The sequence below is a fragment of the Veillonella sp. genome (assembly GCF_019414865.1).
In the GTDB taxonomy this organism is placed as follows: domain Bacteria; phylum Bacillota; class Negativicutes; order Veillonellales; family Veillonellaceae; genus Veillonella.
Window position 1 is genome coordinate 1 of record NZ_DXLG01000026.1, and the last position, 18,316, is coordinate 18,316.

The 18,316-nt window shown below is 41.1% G+C and carries 34 protein-coding genes; all 34 read right to left on the bottom strand.

Going from position 1 to position 18,316, the window contains the following annotated elements; translation table 11 throughout:
- Window positions 1–28 precede the first annotated feature (28 nt).
- Window positions 29–814: a tRNA pseudouridine(38-40) synthase TruA gene (truA, locus tag QZ334_RS02845; protein ID WP_295231773.1), complete on the bottom strand. Its 786-nt coding sequence runs from the start codon at window positions 812–814 to the stop codon at window positions 29–31.
- Window positions 811–1,614 (bottom strand): energy-coupling factor transporter transmembrane component T family protein, encoded by an 804-nt coding sequence (locus QZ334_RS02850; RefSeq protein ID WP_105084918.1) that lies wholly within the window; start codon window positions 1,612–1,614, stop codon window positions 811–813. Before QZ334_RS02850 ends, truA begins: the two co-directional genes overlap by 4 nt.
- The gene (locus QZ334_RS02855; RefSeq protein ID WP_024064705.1) at window positions 1,604–2,464 is read right to left on the bottom strand and encodes an energy-coupling factor transporter ATPase; all 861 of its coding nucleotides are present in this window, start codon (window positions 2,462–2,464) and stop codon (window positions 1,604–1,606) included. Before QZ334_RS02855 ends, QZ334_RS02850 begins: the two co-directional genes overlap by 11 nt.
- On the bottom strand, window positions 2,464–3,411 hold the full coding sequence (locus QZ334_RS02860) for an energy-coupling factor transporter ATPase (RefSeq protein ID WP_227721015.1): 948 nt from the start codon (window positions 3,409–3,411) through the stop codon (window positions 2,464–2,466). The genes QZ334_RS02855 and QZ334_RS02860 overlap by 1 nt, the downstream gene beginning before the upstream one ends.
- Before the next feature lie 283 nt (window positions 3,412–3,694).
- On the bottom strand, window positions 3,695–4,030 hold the full coding sequence (gene rplQ, locus QZ334_RS02865; RefSeq protein WP_004695155.1) for a 50S ribosomal protein L17: 336 nt from the start codon (window positions 4,028–4,030) through the stop codon (window positions 3,695–3,697).
- 12 nt (window positions 4,031–4,042) lie between these two features.
- Window positions 4,043–5,047, bottom strand: a complete 1,005-nt coding sequence (locus QZ334_RS02870; protein ID WP_039968990.1) for a DNA-directed RNA polymerase subunit alpha — start codon at window positions 5,045–5,047, stop codon at window positions 4,043–4,045.
- A gap of 71 nt (window positions 5,048–5,118) precedes the next feature.
- Window positions 5,119–5,508 carry a 30S ribosomal protein S11 gene (gene rpsK, locus QZ334_RS02875; RefSeq protein WP_004695151.1) on the bottom strand — a complete coding sequence of 130 codons (390 nt, stop codon included), beginning with the start codon at window positions 5,506–5,508 and terminating at the stop codon, window positions 5,119–5,121.
- A gap of 19 nt (window positions 5,509–5,527) precedes the next feature.
- Window positions 5,528–5,896 (bottom strand): 30S ribosomal protein S13, encoded by a 369-nt coding sequence (gene rpsM / locus QZ334_RS02880; RefSeq protein WP_004695149.1) that lies wholly within the window; start codon window positions 5,894–5,896, stop codon window positions 5,528–5,530.
- A gap of 23 nt (window positions 5,897–5,919) precedes the next feature.
- On the bottom strand, window positions 5,920–6,033 hold the full coding sequence (rpmJ, locus tag QZ334_RS02885) for a 50S ribosomal protein L36 (protein ID WP_004695148.1): 114 nt from the start codon (window positions 6,031–6,033) through the stop codon (window positions 5,920–5,922).
- 26 nt (window positions 6,034–6,059) lie between these two features.
- Complete coding sequence (gene infA / locus QZ334_RS02890) at window positions 6,060–6,278, bottom strand: translation initiation factor IF-1 (protein WP_004695147.1); 219 nt, start codon at window positions 6,276–6,278, stop codon at window positions 6,060–6,062.
- 23 nt (window positions 6,279–6,301) lie between these two features.
- Window positions 6,302–7,072 (bottom strand): type I methionyl aminopeptidase, encoded by a 771-nt coding sequence (gene map / locus QZ334_RS02895; protein ID WP_005385514.1) that lies wholly within the window; start codon window positions 7,070–7,072, stop codon window positions 6,302–6,304.
- A 3-nt stretch (window positions 7,073–7,075) separates the two neighbouring features.
- Complete coding sequence (locus QZ334_RS02900; protein ID WP_005385513.1) at window positions 7,076–7,639, bottom strand: adenylate kinase; 564 nt, start codon at window positions 7,637–7,639, stop codon at window positions 7,076–7,078.
- Window positions 7,640–7,651: 12 nt separating this feature from the next.
- On the bottom strand, window positions 7,652–8,914 hold the full coding sequence (gene secY / locus QZ334_RS02905) for a preprotein translocase subunit SecY (RefSeq protein WP_039968988.1): 1,263 nt from the start codon (window positions 8,912–8,914) through the stop codon (window positions 7,652–7,654).
- Window position 8,915: 1 nt separating this feature from the next.
- Complete coding sequence (gene rplO, locus QZ334_RS02910) at window positions 8,916–9,359, bottom strand: 50S ribosomal protein L15 (RefSeq protein WP_060923780.1); 444 nt, start codon at window positions 9,357–9,359, stop codon at window positions 8,916–8,918.
- 22 nt (window positions 9,360–9,381) lie between these two features.
- Complete coding sequence (gene rpmD / locus QZ334_RS02915; RefSeq protein WP_004695138.1) at window positions 9,382–9,561, bottom strand: 50S ribosomal protein L30; 180 nt, start codon at window positions 9,559–9,561, stop codon at window positions 9,382–9,384.
- Window positions 9,562–9,575: 14 nt separating this feature from the next.
- Window positions 9,576–10,079, bottom strand: coding sequence for a 30S ribosomal protein S5 (gene rpsE, locus QZ334_RS02920; RefSeq protein ID WP_004695136.1), 504 nt, complete (start codon window positions 10,077–10,079; stop codon window positions 9,576–9,578).
- A gap of 18 nt (window positions 10,080–10,097) precedes the next feature.
- Window positions 10,098–10,478: a 50S ribosomal protein L18 gene (gene rplR, locus QZ334_RS02925; RefSeq protein ID WP_005385510.1), complete on the bottom strand. Its 381-nt coding sequence runs from the start codon at window positions 10,476–10,478 to the stop codon at window positions 10,098–10,100.
- Window positions 10,479–10,495: 17 nt separating this feature from the next.
- On the bottom strand, window positions 10,496–11,041 hold the full coding sequence (rplF, locus tag QZ334_RS02930) for a 50S ribosomal protein L6 (RefSeq protein ID WP_039968986.1): 546 nt from the start codon (window positions 11,039–11,041) through the stop codon (window positions 10,496–10,498).
- Between the two features lie 24 nt (window positions 11,042–11,065).
- Entirely contained in the window at window positions 11,066–11,452 is a 387-nt protein-coding gene (rpsH, locus tag QZ334_RS02935; RefSeq protein WP_004695128.1) for a 30S ribosomal protein S8, read from the bottom strand.
- Window positions 11,453–11,479: 27 nt separating this feature from the next.
- Window positions 11,480–11,749 carry a 30S ribosomal protein S14 gene (gene rpsN / locus QZ334_RS02940; protein WP_005377140.1) on the bottom strand — a complete coding sequence of 90 codons (270 nt, stop codon included), beginning with the start codon at window positions 11,747–11,749 and terminating at the stop codon, window positions 11,480–11,482.
- Between the two features lie 16 nt (window positions 11,750–11,765).
- Window positions 11,766–12,305: a 50S ribosomal protein L5 gene (gene rplE, locus QZ334_RS02945; protein ID WP_005385508.1), complete on the bottom strand. Its 540-nt coding sequence runs from the start codon at window positions 12,303–12,305 to the stop codon at window positions 11,766–11,768.
- Window positions 12,306–12,328: 23 nt separating this feature from the next.
- A complete protein-coding gene (gene rplX, locus QZ334_RS02950) occupies window positions 12,329–12,649 on the bottom strand; it encodes a 50S ribosomal protein L24 (RefSeq protein ID WP_005385506.1) in 321 nt (106 codons plus the stop codon).
- A gap of 18 nt (window positions 12,650–12,667) precedes the next feature.
- A complete protein-coding gene (gene rplN, locus QZ334_RS02955; protein WP_004695117.1) occupies window positions 12,668–13,036 on the bottom strand; it encodes a 50S ribosomal protein L14 in 369 nt (122 codons plus the stop codon).
- A 24-nt stretch (window positions 13,037–13,060) separates the two neighbouring features.
- The gene (gene rpsQ, locus QZ334_RS02960) at window positions 13,061–13,321 is read right to left on the bottom strand and encodes a 30S ribosomal protein S17 (RefSeq protein WP_005385504.1); all 261 of its coding nucleotides are present in this window, start codon (window positions 13,319–13,321) and stop codon (window positions 13,061–13,063) included.
- 39 nt (window positions 13,322–13,360) lie between these two features.
- Window positions 13,361–13,564 carry a 50S ribosomal protein L29 gene (gene rpmC, locus QZ334_RS02965; RefSeq protein ID WP_004695115.1) on the bottom strand — a complete coding sequence of 68 codons (204 nt, stop codon included), beginning with the start codon at window positions 13,562–13,564 and terminating at the stop codon, window positions 13,361–13,363.
- Window positions 13,554–13,991 carry a 50S ribosomal protein L16 gene (gene rplP / locus QZ334_RS02970; protein ID WP_004695114.1) on the bottom strand — a complete coding sequence of 146 codons (438 nt, stop codon included), beginning with the start codon at window positions 13,989–13,991 and terminating at the stop codon, window positions 13,554–13,556. Before rplP ends, rpmC begins: the two co-directional genes overlap by 11 nt.
- Window positions 13,991–14,656, bottom strand: coding sequence for a 30S ribosomal protein S3 (gene rpsC / locus QZ334_RS02975; protein WP_005385501.1), 666 nt, complete (start codon window positions 14,654–14,656; stop codon window positions 13,991–13,993). Before rpsC ends, rplP begins: the two co-directional genes overlap by 1 nt.
- Window positions 14,657–14,672: 16 nt before the next feature.
- Window positions 14,673–15,008, bottom strand: a complete 336-nt coding sequence (gene rplV, locus QZ334_RS02980) for a 50S ribosomal protein L22 (RefSeq protein WP_004695112.1) — start codon at window positions 15,006–15,008, stop codon at window positions 14,673–14,675.
- A 13-nt stretch (window positions 15,009–15,021) separates the two neighbouring features.
- Window positions 15,022–15,303, bottom strand: a complete 282-nt coding sequence (gene rpsS / locus QZ334_RS02985) for a 30S ribosomal protein S19 (protein WP_005385498.1) — start codon at window positions 15,301–15,303, stop codon at window positions 15,022–15,024.
- A gap of 23 nt (window positions 15,304–15,326) precedes the next feature.
- The gene (gene rplB / locus QZ334_RS02990) at window positions 15,327–16,157 is read right to left on the bottom strand and encodes a 50S ribosomal protein L2 (RefSeq protein WP_005385496.1); all 831 of its coding nucleotides are present in this window, start codon (window positions 16,155–16,157) and stop codon (window positions 15,327–15,329) included.
- Between the two features lie 26 nt (window positions 16,158–16,183).
- The gene (gene rplW / locus QZ334_RS02995) at window positions 16,184–16,468 is read right to left on the bottom strand and encodes a 50S ribosomal protein L23 (protein ID WP_004695108.1); all 285 of its coding nucleotides are present in this window, start codon (window positions 16,466–16,468) and stop codon (window positions 16,184–16,186) included.
- Window positions 16,468–17,091 (bottom strand): 50S ribosomal protein L4, encoded by a 624-nt coding sequence (rplD, locus tag QZ334_RS03000; RefSeq protein WP_005377066.1) that lies wholly within the window; start codon window positions 17,089–17,091, stop codon window positions 16,468–16,470. The genes rplW and rplD overlap by 1 nt, the downstream gene beginning before the upstream one ends.
- A gap of 26 nt (window positions 17,092–17,117) precedes the next feature.
- The gene (gene rplC / locus QZ334_RS03005; protein ID WP_004695102.1) at window positions 17,118–17,759 is read right to left on the bottom strand and encodes a 50S ribosomal protein L3; all 642 of its coding nucleotides are present in this window, start codon (window positions 17,757–17,759) and stop codon (window positions 17,118–17,120) included.
- Between the two features lie 12 nt (window positions 17,760–17,771).
- Window positions 17,772–18,083: a 30S ribosomal protein S10 gene (gene rpsJ / locus QZ334_RS03010; RefSeq protein WP_004695100.1), complete on the bottom strand. Its 312-nt coding sequence runs from the start codon at window positions 18,081–18,083 to the stop codon at window positions 17,772–17,774.
- Window positions 18,084–18,316 lie beyond the last annotated feature (233 nt).

An 18,316-nucleotide genomic window follows, 5' to 3' on the forward strand; every position in this document is an offset into this window, starting at 1 on the left:
ATTCTAGAAGAATGCAGTCTATACAAAATTATATAGAATATTTATTCTGTAACACCTCTTGCTGACGTTCTTTCGTAAAGAATATCTCCTCTAAACATAACCCTTGGGCTGGCGCCGTTTTACCTATAACACGACGATTTTTAGCGGCCAAATAGCCCTTGATATCCTCCACCTTGCGTCTTCCAAGGCCTACATCGACGAGGAGCCCTGCAATATTGCGAACCATGTGGTATAAGAACCCATCCCCCACTACAGAAATGGTAACATGAGAGCCTTCTGCCTCTACATGAATTCCTATAATTGTTTTTACCGGATCAGCAGGTGTTGAATTCGTCCCTTTTAAGGTAGTAAAGTCATGGGTGCCTAATAATTCATTGCCTGCAGCTTGCATGAGGTCGATATTAAGAGGCTTCTTAACATGCCAATGGTATCGTTTTGTCAAAGGATTGGCAATGAGCTGATTATGAATAGTATATACATATTCCTTACCATATATATTCCAACGGGGCTTCCAATCCAGTGGAATTTCCACAGCTTCAAGGACCACAATGTCTTTAGGAATATGAGCTATCATGGCACGCGGAATATTTTCTGCAGGTATAGCACCAGAGGTTTGAAAGGTACATACTTGAAACTTTGCATGTACCCCTGCATCCGTACGAGAAGCACCGTATATTTGAATGGGCTCATTACAGATTTTTGATAAGCCATATTCTAAGCAACCTTGTACGGTTAAGCCCTTATCATCAGGTTGTTTTTGATAGCCTGCTAAATCGGTGCCATCATAAGCAACTATAATCCGTATATTTCTCATAGATCAAGCCACCATAAAACGATGAGTACGATGGTAACCAAAATGACAGCTCCTACGCCGATATAATCTACATAGGTAACTTGTAGTTCTTTCATGCGCGTACGGTTTACACCACCTCGATAGCAACGCGCTTCCATAGCGATAGCCAGTTCATCAGCACGTCTAAATGCACTGATGAATAAAGGAACCAATAAAGGTACCATATTTTTTGCCCGTTGAATGATAGACCCGGTTACAAAGTCTGCACCACGAGCAGATTGAGCTTTCATAATACGATCTGTTTCATCCAATAAAGTAGGAATGAAACGCAATGCAATGGTCATCATCATAGCCAATTCATGAGCAGGTACACCAATACAACGGAATGGGTTTAGCAAATGCTCAATACCATCGGTCAGACGAATTGGTGATGTCGTATAGGTCAATAGGGAGGAGAATAAGATTAAAAAGATTAATCGTGCCGCCATTTGTAGACCCATAGCTAAGCCTTGATCTGTAATATTAATAATGCCCCATTGGAAAAGTGAATTACCTGGGGTCGTAAAGATATGAATACCCATAGTAAATACAATAATAATCCAAAGTGGTTTAATAGCTGACCACATCAAGCGTAATGGCAATCTTGATAACAGCATAGCAAAGATGGTAAATGCCCCTACCAAGCCATACGCAAGAGGAGAATTTGCTAGGAAGATAGCTACCACAAAGATAGTTGTAGCAATAATCTTGGCACGAGGATCCATGCGATGCAAGAAGGAGTTTCCTGGGAAGTATTGCCCAATAGTAATGTTATTTAACATGGCTACCTCCTTCTAGAATGGCTTGTACTGCATCATCCACGGATAATACACGATTAGATACATCTAATCCTTGTTCACGCAAATATTCCATGGTTACAGATACTGGTGGTACGTCTACACCAACAGCTTGCAATGCATCTCGATGATTATTAAAGATATCCATCGGTTCTCCATCGAGAACGATACGACCTTTATCGAGTACCACGAGGCGAGATGCCATGCGAGAAATATCCTCCATGTTATGGGATACAAGGATTACAGTAATGCCCTTTTCTTTATGAAGTCGAATGATCTCTTCAAAGATTTCTTCACGACCAAATGGGTCAAGGCCTGCAGATGGCTCATCAAGGACTAGGAAATCTGGATTCATAGCCACTACACCAGCGATGGCAACACGGCGCATTTGTCCACCAGATAGATGGAATGGAGAGCGCTCTGCGTAGGTGTCGTAATCAAGACCTACAAATTTCATTGCCTCCCGTACCCGTTCATCTACTTCATCAGCACTGAGGCCTAAATTTTTAGGACCAAAAGCAATATCTTCAGCAATAGTTTCTTCAAACAACTGATGTTCTGGATATTGGAAAACCATGCCTACCTTATGGCGCATCTTTTTAGCTTCCTCCGTAGAAGCACTAATATCTACGCCATTAACGGTAACCGTTCCTGTTGTAGGGTGTAATAAGCCATTTAAATGTTGTACAAAGGTAGACTTACCAGAGCCGGTATGACCAATGATGCCTAAAAACTCACCGTTTTCAACAGTAAGAGATACACCGTGAAGGGCGGTCTTTTCAAATGGAGTACCTACACCATAGGTATAAGTAATATTATCTAATACAATCGCCATTAGTGTGTGCCCTCCCCTCTTACGGCATTTACATCTTCATTGGTAGGAGAACTAATAGTTTTGGCCTCTACATTATGATCATCTAGTAGTTGGTCAGCTAATTTACAATGTTTAAGACCTACTGCTAATTCTTCATTATTGATGATACTTTTACCGACCTCATAACCTTTTTCATTTAATTTAAAAGCAATTTCAGATGCCACTGGAACATCAAGGCCAAGGCCTTTTAAGGTATCTACATGACTGAAGATTTCACGAGGAGTGCCATCATGTAATTTCACACCATTTTTCATAACTACCACACGATCAGCTGTGACAGCTTCCTCCATAAAGTGTGTAATGTACACGATAGTGATACCTTCTTCTTTATTTAGTTTATGAACTGTTTCAAGTACTTCACGACGACCTTTAGGATCGAGCATGGCTGTTGGCTCATCAAGGACGATACAATCTGGTTTCATAGCAAGTACGCCGGCAATAGCAATGCGTTGCTTTTGACCACCAGACAACAAATGAGGACCATGTTCTCTATATTCAGTCATATTTACAGCCTCTAACGCTGCATCGACACGTTTTCTAATTTCTGCACTAGGAATACCTAAGTTTTCTGGGCCAAAGGCAACATCCTCTTCTACGACAGCCGCCACAATTTGGTTATCAGGATTTTGGAATACCATACCTACATGTTGGCGTATATCCCAAATATGCGCTTCATCACGCGTATCATAGCCACATACATTGATATAACCTTCACTAGGTTGTAATAACACATTGAAATGCTTAGCTAGTGTACTTTTACCACTACCATTCGTACCGATGATACAAACAAACTCGCCGCGCTTAATAGATAAGTTTACATCATTTAATGCATGTACATCATTGCCATTTTCATCGGTATAGATATGACTCATATGATTGACCTGAATCATAATGTCTTTTTCATTCATGGATAACCTCATATCTTTCTAGTCAATTTCGCTTCTATAAAAGTAGAACCATTTACAAATCAATCATTCCCATATTGAGCCTACTAGCATCAATATAATATGTCCTGTTCATACACTTAGAATGAAATAGTATCTAAGGTATACTGTAAAAGGTTAACAATAGACATTTAATATTTACGATAACTGCTAATATATTACGATATTATACTCATCGATTGTACCATAAAATTGACAATAAAAAAACGGTGCTGCAACATAAGTTACAACACCGTATAGAGTTTGATTAAACTAACTCGATAATAGCCAAAGGTGCAGCGTCACCTTTGCGAAGACCAGTTTTGATTACACGAGTATAACCACCTTGACGGTCTGCATATTTTGGAGCAATTGTATCAAACAATTTTTTTACTACGCTTTCATCCATGAGGTATGCAAGAACTTGGCGACGTGCATGAAGATCACCACGTTTAGCCAAAGTTACCATTTGATCAGCTAAAGAGCGAAGTTCTTTCGCTTTAGCTTCTGTAGTTTCAATACGCTCATATTGGAAGAAAGATGTTAACATGCTACGGAACAACGCTTTACGAGCGGAGCTGTCGCGGCCTAATTTTCTGTACATTCGTCTTCCTCCTTATTCGCCTTTTTGTTTAAGTTGAAAACCACCTGGATGATTATTGAGTTTTTCCTCAATTTCATCGATGGATTTTTTGCCTAAATTGCGAACTTTTCCTAAGTCATCAATGGTTTTGTCTAGCAAATCTGCAATTGTATTAATGCCAGCACGTTTCAAGCAGTTATACGCACGAACAGAGAGTTCCAACTCATCGATGGAAATCTTTGCTGGGCCTTCATCTACAGCTGGTTCTTCATTATCGGAACCTACTGGATCAACAACGATACCGCCTTCACCTGTGTTTACATCTACAACATCTGCAGAGTGCGCTAATTTAGTGAAGTTCCCTAAATAACCAATCATAATGGCAGCAGATTTTGCCACTGCATCAGCAGCAGTAATGGAACCATCAGTCCAAACTTCTAATGTAAGTTTGTCAAAGTCCATTTCATTGCCTACACGAACATCACTCACTTCGTATTTGGCACGAAGAATTGGAGAGAAGATGGAATCGATTGGAATACAACCGATTACATCTGTGTCTTTTTTATTCTTCGTAGAAGGAACGTAACCTTTGCCACGTTCAATCACTACGTCCATTACGAGATGAGCTGTCTCATCCATAGTCGCAATCACAAGTTCAGGATTCAATACTTCCACTTCTGGTGGGAATTGCTCAGCTAAGTCAGCTGCTGTCAATACACCATCCTTTTGGAAGTCAAAGTGAACTTCCAATGGTAGTTGCACATCTTCTTCAACTTTGATGCACAATTGCTTTAAGTTAAGGATGATATCCGTAACGTCTTCGCGAATACCAGGAATAGTAGAGAATTCATGAAGAACTCCATCAATTTTGATAGAGGTGATAGCTGCCCCATCCAAGGATGAAAGCAAAATTCTGCGTAAGCTATTACCGAGAGTGATACCATAACCACGGTCTAATGGTTCACATACGAACTTACCATAGCGACCGCCTTCGGCGATGTCCACCTTCTCGATTTTAAGTTTCTTTTCTTCGCTCATCAGGAACATCCTCCTATACAACACACGTTCATAGTTTAATTATAGCACCGTATCAAATCGGCCGCTATTAATTATACACGACGGCGTTTTGGAGGGCGACAACCATTGTGAGGAATTGGAGTTACGTCTTTAATGGAAGTAACTTCAAGACCTGCAGCTTGTAAAGCACGGATTGCAGCTTCACGGCCGGATCCAGGACCTTTTACGAATACTTCAACAGTGCGAAGACCATGTTCCATTGCAGCTTTAGCAGCTTGTTCAGCAGCCATTTGAGCAGCGAATGGAGTGGATTTACGGGAACCACGGAAGCCCAAGCCACCAGCGGAAGCCCAAGACAACGCATTACCGTTTGTATCTGTCAAAGTTACGATAGTGTTATTGAATGTAGAACGAATATGAGCCGCACCGGATTCAATATGTTTCTTTTCTTTTCTTTTAGTTCTAACAACTTTTTTAGCCACGCTTTATCCCTCCTTTATCTTATTTCTTTTTACCAGCAATTGCTTTTCTAGGACCTTTGCGAGTACGTGCATTCGTTTTAGTACGTTGACCACGAAGTGGTAAACCCATACGATGACGTTTGCCTCGATAGGAGTTGATTTCAATTAAGCGTTTAATGTTAAGAGCTTCTTCACGACGAAGGTCACCTTCAACTTTGTAATCAGCATCTAACAATTCACGGATTTTCGCTACTTCATCTTCAGAAAGATCACGAACACGTGTGTCAGGATTGATGCCAGTTTTAGCAATGATTTCAGATGCTAAAGTTGGACCAATACCATAAATATAAGTTAAACCAATTTCCACTCGTTTATCACGAGGTAAATCTACACCGGCGATACGTGCCATCTAATCATCCACCTCCTATCAGATTATCCTTGTTTTTGTTTATGTTTTGGATTTTCGCAAATAACCATTACACGGCCTTTGCGTTTAATGATTTTACATTTTTCGCATATCTTTTTAACTGATGGTTGAACCTTCATTAGTACCTCCTTTGTGGACCCTATGCTTATTTGAAGCGATAGGTGATGCGACCACGATTTAAGTCATACGGTGTCAGTTCCATAGTAACTTTATCACCAGGAAGAATACGGATAAAATTCATACGCATTTTACCTGACACATGAGCCAATACGATATGACCATTTTCCAATTCAACTTGGAACATGGCATTCGGTAAAGCCTCAACTACCGTACCTTCCACCTCAATAACGTCTTCTTTTGACATATCTTTTCCTCCGGTTACCTGTTTTATTTAATTAACCGCGGTTCATCACGCATGGTTAATATTTCAGGGCCGTTTTCTGTAACAACCACTGTATGTTCGAAATGAGCAGCAGGTTTACCATCTACGGTAACTGCTGTCCAGTCATCCCCTAATACATGAACACGATAACTACCCATTGTAATCATCGGTTCAATACACAATACCATACCTGGTTTCATTAAAGGTCCTTGATCAGGACTACCATAGTTTGGTATTTGCGGATCTTCATGCATTTCGCGGCCTAAACCATGACCTACGAAGTCGCGAACGACACCGTAACCATGTTTCTCACAATACGTTTGAACAGCGTGACCGATAGCACCGATACGGTTGCCAACTTTCACTTGTTCAATTCCCTTGAACAGACTTTCTTCTGTAACTTTTAACAATTTCATCACATCTGGTTTGACGTGACCGATAGGAATCGTCACAGCCGAATCGCCGTGATATCCATCAATAGATGATACAAGATCAATACTGAGGACATCACCGTTTTTAAGCTTACGCTTAGCGCTCGGAATACCATGAACAACTTCATCATTGATAGAAGCACAGATTGTAGCAGGGAATCCATAGTACCCTTTACAACTTGGTATACCACCGTGGCTGCGAATATATTCTTCGGCAATTGTATCTAACTCAAGCGTCGTGATGCCAGGTTTAGCCTTTTCTACTAACAAGGACAACGTGTCTGCTGTAAGCTTACTTGCCTTGCGGATACATTCAATTTCATGGGGCGATTTTAAAATAATCATGGATTATTTCTCCAAAGCCTTAATGATGTCAGCAAATACTGCGTCTACATCTTGTAAACCGTTAATTTCTTCATATAAGCCGCTGTTGCGGTAGTAATCAATTAAAGGTTTAGTAGATTCTTCGTACACAGCTAGACGTTTCTGTACTGTTTCAGGGTTATCATCAGCACGATTTTCTAGAACAGCTCGTTCGCTAATACGTTTAACTAATTCCTCGGAAGGAACATTTAAGTTAAGTACAGCGTCCAAAGAAATTCCTAATTCTTTAAGGATTGCATCCAAGGACACAGCTTGCGCTGTTGTTCTTGGGAATCCATCAAGAATAAATCCAGATTTGCAGTCATCTTTCACCAAGCGATCACGTACGATACCAACAGTTACACTGTCAGGTACCAATTGACCAGCATCGATGTATTTCTTAGCCTCAACTCCAAGAGGTGTTTCGTTCTTAATCGCAGCGCGGAACATATCACCTGTTGAAATTTGGGGAATACCGTATTTTTCAATAAGTCGAGCTGCCTGAGTGCCTTTACCAGCACCAGGAGGTCCCATTAATAGAATATACATATTGTTTCCCTCCTATTTCACAAAGCCTTTATAGTGGCGTGTTACCATGAGCGACTCAATTTGTTGCATTGTATCAAGTGCTACACCTACAACGATAAGGAGAGCCGTACCACCAAAGTATACGCCTTGGACGCCGGTAATACTACCGAGGAAATTCGGTATAATAGCAACGACAGCTAAGAATACAGCGCCAGCCAAAGTGATCTTGGTCATCACGTTATCCACATAATCAGCAGTTGGTTTACCCGCACGAATACCTGGGATAAAACCACCGTATTTTTTCATATTATCTGCCATATCTGTAATGTTGATAGAGATTGCAGTATAGAAATACGTAAAGATAAAAATCAATAATGCATACAATGCCGTTTGTAACGGCGTACCCCATGTAAATAGATCTGCAATTTTATGAACATATTCATTGTCAATAAATTGCGCAATTGTCACAGGGAACATCAACACAGATGACGCAAAGATAATTGGGATTACACCTGCCTGATTGACTTTCAACGGCAAGAATGTAGAGTGACCACCGTACATTTTACGACCTACTACGCGTTTAGCATATTGAATCGGAATACGACGTTGGCCTTGTGTAACTGCAACTACGACAGCAATCATCGCAAGAGCAATTACAGCAAATAAGAATGCTTGGAACATATTGATTGTTCCGTTTTGGATATATTGATAAATAGTTTCTAAACCATCTGGTAATCGAGCTACGATACCAGCAAAGATGATCAAGGAAATACCATTACCTATACCATATGCTGTGATTTGTTCACCAATCCACATCAACAAGCATGTGCCTGCTGTTAGGATGATGGCCACAACGAATACACTAAGGAAATCATTATTTACCAAAGCGTTGTTTGCTCTAAGAGCAAATGCCATGCCTGCGGCTTGTACAAAGCCGAGGACTACGGTGCCATAACGAGTTACCTTCGCTATTTTCTTACGCCCGTCTTCACCATCTTTACTCCATGCTTCAAACTGAGGAACTACAGACTGAAGCAGTTGCATGATGATGGAAGCATTGATGTAAGGTGTAATACTCATTGCAAAGATAGAGAACTTACTAAGCGCACCACCAGCAAACAAGTCTAATAGACCGAATAGGTTACCGGATGTAAACAAGGATTCGATAACAGACGCATCAACGCCTGGAACAGGAATGTGGATACCAGCTCTAAAGATGGCAAACATCATTAATGTGTAAAGAATCTTATTACGTAATTCGGTAATCTTAAAGATGTTCGAGAGGCTATCTAGCACCCTAGATCACCTCTACTTTTCCGCCTGCTGCTGTAATTTTTTCTTCAGCAGATTTAGTGAAGCCATTAGCGATAACTGTTAAGTTTTTAGTTTCCAATGTACCGTTACCTAAAATACGAATGCCATCGCGTACATTTTTCAAAATGCCAGCTTCAATAAGAGCTACTGGATCAACTGTTGCACCGTCTTCAAAACGGTTCAATTGTTCTACGTTAACTTCAGCATATTGTTTAGCAAAAACGTTGTTGAAACCACGTTTTGGTAAACGACGATAAAGAGGCATTTGGCCGCCTTCAAAACCGGAGCGAACGCCACCGCCAGAACGGGAGTTTTGACCTTTTTGACCACGACCAGATGTTTTACCCAAGCCAGAACCTAAACCACGGCCTACACGAGTACGAGCTTTTTTGGAACCAGCAGCTGGTTGTAATTCATGAAGTTTCATTCAGTGCACCTCCTTATCAGTATTAAACTTCTTCAACTTTTACTAAATGTCTAACTTTGTGAAGCATACCTTCGATTTGAGGTGTTACTTCTTTTACAACTTGAGAATTAGTTTTTTTCAAGCCCAAAGCTTTAACTGTCGCGCGTTGATCTTCAGGACGACCGATTAAGCTTCTTGTTAATGTTACTTTAACTTGTGCCATTTCTTGTCTCCTTATTACGCGTTATAAATTTCTTCAACGGTTTTACCACGAAGTTCAGCAACTTCGCTAGCGCGTTTCAAATCTTTCAAACCTTCGATTGTAGCGCGAACCATATTGTTAGGGTTAGAAGAGCCCAAAGATTTAGTCAAGATGTTACGAACACCTACTAATTCCAATACGGCACGAACAGGGCCACCAGCGATAACGCCAGTACCTTCAGCAGCTGGTTTCAAGAATACGCGGCCTGCGCCGAATACGCCTGTTACGCTGTGAGGGATTGTACCATTTTTAATTGCTACGTTTACAATATTTTTCTTAGCATCATCGATACCTTTGCGAATTGCTTCTGGTACTTCCGCTGCTTTACCTAAGCCAACGCCTACATAACCGTTGCCATCACCAACAACTACAAGAGCGCTGAAGGAAAAACGACGACCGCCTTTAACTACTTTGGCTACGCGGTTGATGAATACTACTCTTTCTTTAAGATCAAGACTGGTGTAGTCAATTCTCGCCATGTCTATAGTTCCTCCTTCTTAGAATTTTAAGCCTGCTTCACGAGCACCTTCTGCAAGGGCTGCTACGCGGCCGTGGTAAATATAACCACCACGGTCAAACACTACAGTGTCAATGCCTTTAGCGATAGCTTTTTTAGCAACTGCTTCACCAACGGCTTTAGCAGCAGCTACGTTACCACCATAGGATAAGTTCAAATCTTTATCTAAAGAGCTAGCAGCAACCAAAGTTGTACCTGCTACATCATCGATTACTTGTGCGTAAATGTTGCTCAAAGAACGGTAAACGTTCAAACGTGGGCAAGTTGCCGTACCAGAGATGTGACGGCGAATACGAAGATGACGTTTTGCTCGAGCGATATTTCTACTAGATTTACGAGGCAAGATATTCACTCCTTTCATTCATATAGATGATATTACTATTTACCTTTTGCACCAGCTTTACCAGCTTTGCGACGAACAACTTCGCCTTCATAGCGGATACCTTTACCTTTGTAAGGTTCAGGTTTTCTCCATTTACGGATATCAGCTGCTACTGCGCCTACAACTTCTTTGTCTGCACCAGAAACAACGATTTTGTTAGGAGCTGGAACTTCAATTGTAATACCAGCTGGAGCTTCCATTTCTACTGGATGAGAGAAGCCAAGTGTAAGAGCTAATTTATTGCCTTGTTTAGCCGCTCTGTAACCAACACCGTTGATTTCAAGAGTTTTTGTGAATCCTTCAGATACGCCTGTTACCATATTAGCAACAAGAGCGCGAGTCAAACCGTGAAGGGAACGATGAGCTTTATTGTCGGAAGGACGAGCTACTGTAATTGTGTTACCTTCAACAGTGATATTCATATCTGGATGCAAATCGCGAGATAATTCACCTTTAGGACCTTTTACGTTCATATGATGGTTATCATATGTAACAGTAACGCCTGCAGGGATCTCGATAGGCATTCTACCGATACGTGACATTATTTCTACCTCCTATTGCTACTATTACCAAACGTATGCGATTACTTCGCCACCAAGACCTTCTTTACGAGCTTGTTTGTCGCTCATAACGCCTTTGGATGTAGAAATAACTGCGATACCCAAACCACCAAGTACACGAGGAAGTTCTTCCTTTTTCGCGTAAACACGTAAACCAGGTTTGGAAATACGTTTAATTCCTGTAATAACTTTTTCGTTATTGGAACCATATTTCAAAGTTACTTTTAAAGTGTTTTCTTCTTTTTCTACGTTCTTTACGAAACCTTCTTGTAAAAGGATGTCAAGAACAGCTGCTTTCATTCTAGATGCAGGAATGTTTACCGTTTCATGAAGTGCAGCATTTGCATTACGGATGCGCGTAAGCATATCCGCGATAGGATCGGTCATTACCATAATCTAAAAACCTCCTCTCGTCTAATATTACCAGCTGGCTTTTTTAACACCAGGAATTTGTCCTTTGTACGCCAATTCACGGAACGCAATACGGCTGATACCGAATTTGCGCATATAGCCGTGAGGACGACCAGTTAAGTTGCAACGGTTGTGTAAGCGTGTTGGGGATGCGTTTGCTGGTAATTTGGACAAGCCTTCATAATCACCTGCTGCTTTTAACGCTGCACGTTTAGCTGCATATTTTTCAACGATTTTAGCGCGTTTCTTTTCGCGTTCAATCATAGATTTTTTAGCCATCTATATGTTCCTCCTATTATTTTTCGAAAGGCATACCGAATTGAGTCAACAATTCACGAGCTTCTTCATCTGTTTTAGCAGTTGTTACTACGATGATATCCATACCAGTAACACGTTCTACTTGATCATATTCGATCTCAGGGAAGATGAGCTGTTCTTTAAGACCCAAAGCGTAGTTACCACGGCCATCAAATGCTGTTGCGCTGATACCGCGGAAGTCACGTACACGAGGTAATGCCGCATTGATCAATTTGTCGAGGAATTCATACATGCGTTCGCCACGAAGAGTAACTTTTGTACCCAACGCCATGCCTTCACGAACTTTGAAGTTCGCAATGGATTTTTTAGCTTTTGTGATTACAGGTTTTTGACCAGAAATGATAGTCAAATCATTAACTGCTGCTTCCAATGCTTTTGCATTGCCTACTGCATCACCAACGCCGATGTTGATAACGATTTTTTCCAATTTAGGGATTTCCATAACGTTGCCGTATTGGAATTTTTCTTGCAAACTCTTTTTGATTTCAGAGTTGTATTGTTCAAATAAACGAGACATTTATTTAGCTCCTCCTTTCCTGATTATTTAAGTACTGTACCAGATTTAACTGTAGCGCGAACGAATTTACCGTCTTTGCCTTCAACTTTTTTGATACGAGTAGCTGTTTTAGTTTCTGGGTCAACGATCATTACGTTAGAAACATGGATACCAGCTTCTTTAGTAACGATGCCGCCTTGTGGGTTAGCTTGAGAAGGTTTTGTGTGACGTTTTACAGTGTTAACGCCTTCAACAAATACGCGTTCTTTTTTAGGTTCAGTTGCAATTACTGTACCTTGCTTACCTTTATCTTTACCGGAGATAACAACAACTGTATCGCCTTTTTTGATTTGTAGTTTAGCCATATGCTGCGTTCCTCCTTCTTATAATACTTCTGGAGCCAAAGAAACGATTTTCATGAAGTCTTTTTCACGAAGCTCTCTAGCTACAGGTCCAAAGATACGAGTACCACGAGGGGTCTTGTCATCTTTAATAACTACTGCTGCGTTTTCATCGAAACGGATATAGGAACCGTCTTGACGGCGGATACCTTTTTTAGAACGAACAATAACAGCTTTGACTACGTCGCCTTTCTTGACAACGCCACCGGGTGATGCATCTTTTACAGAAGCAACGATTACGTCACCGATATTGCCGAATTTGCGATAAGAACCGCCCATGACTTGGATACACATAATACGTTTTGCACCAGTGTTGTCGGCAACATTCAAAATTGTTTGTTGCTGGATCATCGTCTATTCCTCCTTACATCACTCTTATTTTTGTCTTTCAAGAATTTCAACAACTCTCCAACATTTATCTTTAGAAAGTGGACGAGTTTCTACAATTTTAACTGTATCGCCAATTTGGCACTCATTGTTTTCATCATGAGCTTTGAAGCGTTTAGTGCTAACCATTGGCTTATTATATAATGCGTGAGGTACTTTACGTTCTACAGCAACAACAACAGTTTTATTCATTTTGTCGCTTACAACTTTACCTACGCGGACTTTACGTACGTTTCTTTCTTCTGCCACGATTTTAAGCCTCCTTTTCAACCTTTAACAAATCTGTTATTATGCGTTTTCAGATTTAAGTTCAACTTCACGTTGTACAGTTTTAATACGAGCGATTGTCTTCTTAACTTCACGAATGCGCATAGGATTTTCTAATTGACCTGTTGCAAGCTGAAAACGGAGGTTAAATAACTCTTCCTTAAGACCGGAAACTTTTTGTTCCATTTCGGCAGCGCTCATATTGCGAATGTCATTAACCTTCATTTACGTCACCACCCAATTCTTTACCCTTAACAACAAATTTGCATTTGATTGGAAGTTTATGGCTTGCAAGACGCATAGCTTCACGAGCTGTAGCTTCTGGCACACCGTCCATTTCAAACATTACACGACCTGGTTTAACTACTGCTACCCAGTATTCAGGAGAACCTTTACCGGAACCCATACGAGTACCAGCTGGTTTAGCTGTAATTGGTTTGTCAGGGAAAATTTTAATCCATACTTTACCACCACGTTTGATATAACGAGTCATAGCAATACGGGCAGCTTCGATTTGACGGTTAGTGATCCAAGATGGTTCGCATGCTACCAAGCCGAACTCACCATGAGACACTGTATTACCGCGCATAGCACGACCTTTCATACGGCCGCGGAATTGCTTACGATGTTTTACGCGCTTTGGAATAAGCATTACTTGCCACCTTCTTCCTTCTTAGCAGGTTGTTTCGCTTCTGGCAAAACTTCACCTTTGTAAATCCATACTTTAATGCCGATACAACCATATGTTGTATGAGCTTCAGCAGTACCGTAGTCGATGTCTGCACGAAGTGTATGCAAAGGAATAGAACCTTCACGGTAGGATTCGCTACGAGCGATTTCAGCGCCGCCAAGACGACCGCTTACCATGATTTTAATACCTTTTGCACCTAAGCGCATTGTACGACCTACAGCTTGTTTCATTGCACGACGGAAACCGATACGGCGTTCCAATTGGCCAGCAATGTTTTCTGCAACCAAAATTGCATCCATGTCTGCTTGTTTAATTTCTGCGATGTTAACGTCCACTTGTTTGTCAGTGAAACGAGTCATTGCTTTTTTGATATCTTCGATACCAGCACCACCACGACCGATAACCATACCTGGTTTTGCAGTGTGGATAGTCAATTTAATACGTTTATTTGTACGCTCGATTTCAATGCGGGAAATACCAGCAATGAAAAGGGTTTCTTTCAAGAAGTTACGAATTTTTACGTCTTCATGAAGATTAGCAGCGAAATCTTTATCTGCATACCATTTTGCGTCCCAATCTTTTACGATACCGACACGCAAACCGTGTGGATTAACTTTTTGACCCACTCTGTTTCCCTCCTTCTTAAGCTCTTTCTTTAACTACTACTGTTACATGGCTAGTGCGTTTCAAAATTTTGAAAGCTTGACCACGGGAACGAGGATGAATGCGTTTTAATGTAGGGCCTTGATCAACGAAGATCTCGGATACGTAAAGATTGTCAACATTCATATCGAAATTATGTTCAGCGTTTGCGATTGCAGAACGCATTACTTTTTCTACTACATCAGCGCCAACTTTCGGAGTGAACTTCAAGATGGCAAATGCTTCGCCGATGTTTTTACCGCGCACTAAATCTGCAACGATACGGATTTTACGAGGCGCGATTCGGATATGTCTAGCGATTGCTTTTGCTTCCATGTATTATTTCCTCCTATTTTTTGCCTGTAGATTTTTCGTCCTTACCATGACCTTTATAAGTACGTGTAGGAGCGAACTCACCTAATTTATGACCTACCATATCTTCTGTAATGAATACAGGTACATGTTTGCGACCATCATGCACAGCAATTGTGTGGCCTACAAAACTTGGGATAATAGTAGAGGCACGGGACCAGGTTTTTACAACTTTCTTTTCGTTAGTTTCGTTTAAAGCTTCAACTTTCTTAAGCAAATGATCTGCTACGAAAGGGCCTTTTTTAATAGATCTGGACACTATTTTATCTCCTTTCCTTTATCCTATTTTGTACGACGTTTAATGATTAAGCTGTTAGAAGCTTTTTTCTTGTCGCGAGTTTTAACACCATGTGCTGGTTTGCCCCAAGGTGTAACAGGATGTTTACGACCAACAGGAGATTTACCTTCACCACCACCATGTGGATGGTCACAAGGGTTCATTACAACACCACGGTTGCCAGGGCGAACGCCCATCCAACGATGACGACCAGCTTTACCAATTACAAGGTTGCTGTGGTCAGCGTTACCAACAACACCTACTGTTGCACGGCACTCTTGACGAACACGACGCATTTCACCAGATGGTAAACGAAGAATAGCATAGCCATTATCTTTACCCATCAATTGAGCAGATGTACCAGCGGAACGAACGATTTGGCCACCTTTACCGATTTTCAATTCGATATTGTGGATTTGTGTACCGTCTGGAATATTAGCCAATGGTAAGCAGTTACCAGGTTTAATATCGGACTCAGGACCGGAGAATACAACGTCACCAACTTTTAGACCGTTAGGAGCTAAAATGTAGCGTTTTTCACCATCAGCGTAGTTAAGCAAAGCGATACGAGAAGAACGGTTAGGATCATACTCGATTGTTGCTACTTTAGCTGGAATATTATCTTTAGTACGTTTGAAGTCAATAATACGATATTGACGTTTATGACCGCCACCTTGGTGACGAACTGTCATTTTACCAGTATTGTTACGACCACCTTTTTGAGAAATCTTAGCTAGCAAAGATTTTTCTGGTTTGCTTGCTGTGATTTCGTCGAAGGCGGATACTGTCATAAACCGGCGACCAGCGGAGTACGGTTTAAATGATTTAATTGCCATTAGTGGGCCTCCTTACAACTAGACTCTTAGACACCTTCAAAGAATTCAATGGATTCGCCAGCTTTCAAAGTAACGATAGCTTTTTTGTAATCGCTGCGTTTACCTTGTGTACGACCCATGCGTTTAGTTTTGCCTAAAACACGAATAGTAGCTACTTTTTCTACTTTTACATTGAAGATTTTTTCAACTGCTTGACGGATTTGCACTTTATTTGCAGTCAAAGGCACACGGAAAGTGTATTTGCCTTCTTCCATAAGCATAGTGGATTTTTCGGTAATAACCGGGCGGATTAGTACATCATGTAATTGCATTATCCAAGTACCTCCTCGATTTTTGCGACAGCACCTTTAGTAATGAAGAGCTTATCGTAATGAAGAAGATCGAAAATGTTCATACCTTCGCAAGCCAATGCTTTAACACCTTGGATATTGCGAGCGGAACGTTCAACATTTACATCACCTTCAGTGATGAACAATACTTTTGCATCACCAACATTGAAGCTATTGATAATATTCAATACTTCTTTAGTTTTAGGAGCTGCTAATGTGATTTCTTCCAAAACGTATAATTCGCTATTATTCACTTTATCGCTAAGAGCAGATTTAACTGCTAAACGTCTAGCCTTACGAGGCATAGCTTTGTAATAGCTGCGAGGTTGTGGACCAAATGTAGTACCGCCACCAATCCAGATTGGGGAACGGCTGGAACCGGAACGTGCACGACCAGTACCTTTTTGTTTCCAAGGTTTGCGGCCACCGCCACGAACCATACCTCTAGTTTTTGTTGCATGTGTGCCGAGACGTTCGTTAGACAATTGACGAACTACGGCTTGATGCATTACGGCTTCGTTAACTTCAACGCCGAATACTGCATCGTTTAACTGTATTTCACCGACTTTAACGCCGGATTGATTATATGTTGCTACTGTAGGCATTACATAATCCTCCTTTCGACAAATGATTATTTAACAGGTTTAACCGTGTTGCGAACCATAACCAAGCTACCTTTAGCGCCTGGGATACCACCTTTAACCAATAAAAGGTTACGTTCAGCATCAACTTTCACAACGGATAAGCGTTGTACGGTAACTCTGTAACCACCCATTTGTCCAGGGAGTTTTTTACCTTTGTATACCTTACCGCCGCCACCGGAGATCATAGGACCGATGGAACCAGGTTCACGGTGAGATTTAGAACCATGAGTTTCAGGACCACGGGAGAAGTTATGGCGTTTAATTGTGCCAGCAAAACCCTTACCTTTACCTGTACCCACTACGTCCACCAATTCACCTTCTGCGAAGATATCAGCTGCCAGAGTTTGGCCTACTGTGTAGTCAGCTGCATTAGCTACGCGAACTTCGCGAAGATATTTAACTGGAGCTACGCCAGCTTTGTCGAACTGACCTTTTACAGGTTTTGTTAAATGTTTTTCTTTAATGGAACCGTAACCAATTTGTACTGCTTCGTAGCCGTCTGTTTCAACAGTCTTAACGCGCACTACAACGCTTGGGGTAGTTTCCACTACTGTTACAGGAACTAATTGGCCTTCAGCTGTGAAGACTTGAGTCATTCCTAATTTTTTACCCAAAATAGCTTTAGACATTATCGCACCTCCTTATAGTTTTATTTCAATAGATACACCAGCTGGTAAATCTAAACGAGTGATAGCATCTACTGTTTTCGAATTTGGTTCAAGAATATCGATTAAGCGTTTATGTGTACGCATTTCGAATTGTTCACGAGAATCTTTGTTTACGTGTACAGAACGAAGAATTGTGAAGATATTCTTTTCTGTTGGCAATGGAATCGGACCAGATACCATAGCGCCATTTCTTTTTGCAGTGTCTACGATCTTAGCAGCGCTTTGATCGAGAGCTTTGTGGTCGTATGCCTTAAGGCGAATACGGATTTTTTGCTGTTTAGCCATTATTAATAATTCCTCCTGTCGTCCATTTCATGAATGGGCTGCTCCATAGAAATTCTCCTCCGCAGAGGCAACCTTCTACTTCATAGTTTAAAAACACAACACTAGAGCGGCATTACTGCCGCTCTGAATGCTGCATGTATTGTGCTCAACGCATCACTACGATGAGCATAAAAGGTTAAATTAACCTTCGATTTCAGTTACAACGCCAGCGCCTACTGTATGGCCACCTTCGC

Coding starts and splice junctions, on each gene's coding strand:
- truA (WP_295231773.1), bottom strand. CDS start 814: ATGAGAAATATACGGATTATAGTTGCTTATGATGGCACCGATTTAGCA.
- QZ334_RS02850 (WP_105084918.1), bottom strand. CDS start 1,614: ATGTTAAATAACATTACTATTGGGCAATACTTCCCAGGAAACTCCTTC.
- QZ334_RS02855 (WP_024064705.1), bottom strand. CDS start 2,464: ATGGCGATTGTATTAGATAATATTACTTATACCTATGGTGTAGGTACT.
- QZ334_RS02860 (WP_227721015.1), bottom strand. CDS start 3,411: ATGAATGAAAAAGACATTATGATTCAGGTCAATCATATGAGTCATATC.
- rplQ (WP_004695155.1), bottom strand. CDS start 4,030: ATGTACAGAAAATTAGGCCGCGACAGCTCCGCTCGTAAAGCGTTGTTC.
- QZ334_RS02870 (WP_039968990.1), bottom strand. CDS start 5,047: ATGAGCGAAGAAAAGAAACTTAAAATCGAGAAGGTGGACATCGCCGAA.
- rpsM (WP_004695149.1), bottom strand. CDS start 5,896: ATGGCACGTATCGCCGGTGTAGATTTACCTCGTGATAAACGAGTGGAA.
- rpmJ (WP_004695148.1), bottom strand. CDS start 6,033: ATGAAGGTTCAACCATCAGTTAAAAAGATATGCGAAAAATGTAAAATC.
- infA (WP_004695147.1), bottom strand. CDS start 6,278: ATGTCAAAAGAAGACGTTATTGAGGTGGAAGGTACGGTAGTTGAGGCT.
- map (WP_005385514.1), bottom strand. CDS start 7,072: ATGATTATTTTAAAATCGCCCCATGAAATTGAATGTATCCGCAAGGCA.
- QZ334_RS02900 (WP_005385513.1), bottom strand. CDS start 7,639: ATGTATATTCTATTAATGGGACCTCCTGGTGCTGGTAAAGGCACTCAG.
- rplO (WP_060923780.1), bottom strand. CDS start 9,359: ATGAAACTTCATGAATTACAACCAGCTGCTGGTTCCAAAAAAGCTCGT.
- rpmD (WP_004695138.1), bottom strand. CDS start 9,561: ATGGCACAAGTTAAAGTAACATTAACAAGAAGCTTAATCGGTCGTCCT.
- rpsE (WP_004695136.1), bottom strand. CDS start 10,079: ATGGCGAGAATTGACTACACCAGTCTTGATCTTAAAGAAAGAGTAGTA.
- rplR (WP_005385510.1), bottom strand. CDS start 10,478: ATGAAAGGAGTGAATATCTTGCCTCGTAAATCTAGTAGAAATATCGCT.
- rplF (WP_039968986.1), bottom strand. CDS start 11,041: ATGTCACGTATCGGTAGAATGCCTATCGAGATCCCTGCAGGCGTTACT.
- rpsH (WP_004695128.1), bottom strand. CDS start 11,452: ATGGTAATGACCGATCCTATCGCGGATATGCTTACGCGCATCCGTAAT.
- rpsN (WP_005377140.1), bottom strand. CDS start 11,749: ATGGCTAAAAAATCTATGATTGAACGCGAAAAGAAACGCGCTAAAATC.
- rplE (WP_005385508.1), bottom strand. CDS start 12,305: ATGTCTCGTTTATTTGAACAATACAACTCTGAAATCAAAAAGAGTTTG.
- rplX (WP_005385506.1), bottom strand. CDS start 12,649: ATGGCTAAACTACAAATCAAAAAAGGCGATACAGTTGTTGTTATCTCC.
- rplN (WP_004695117.1), bottom strand. CDS start 13,036: ATGATCCAGCAACAAACAATTTTGAATGTTGCCGACAACACTGGTGCA.
- rpmC (WP_004695115.1), bottom strand. CDS start 13,564: ATGAAGGTTAATGACATTCGCAATATGAGCGCTGCCGAAATGGAACAA.
- rplP (WP_004695114.1), bottom strand. CDS start 13,991: ATGCTTATTCCAAAGCGCGTAAAACATCGTAAGCAATTCCGCGGCCGT.
- rplV (WP_004695112.1), bottom strand. CDS start 15,008: ATGGAAGCAAAAGCAATCGCTAGACATATCCGAATCGCGCCTCGTAAA.
- rplB (WP_005385496.1), bottom strand. CDS start 16,157: ATGGCAATTAAATCATTTAAACCGTACTCCGCTGGTCGCCGGTTTATG.
- rplW (WP_004695108.1), bottom strand. CDS start 16,468: ATGCAATTACATGATGTACTAATCCGCCCGGTTATTACCGAAAAATCC.
- rplD (WP_005377066.1), bottom strand. CDS start 17,091: ATGCCTACAGTAGCAACATATAATCAATCCGGCGTTAAAGTCGGTGAA.
- rplC (WP_004695102.1), bottom strand. CDS start 17,759: ATGTCTAAAGCTATTTTGGGTAAAAAATTAGGAATGACTCAAGTCTTC.
- rpsJ (WP_004695100.1), bottom strand. CDS start 18,083: ATGGCTAAACAGCAAAAAATCCGTATTCGCCTTAAGGCATACGACCAC.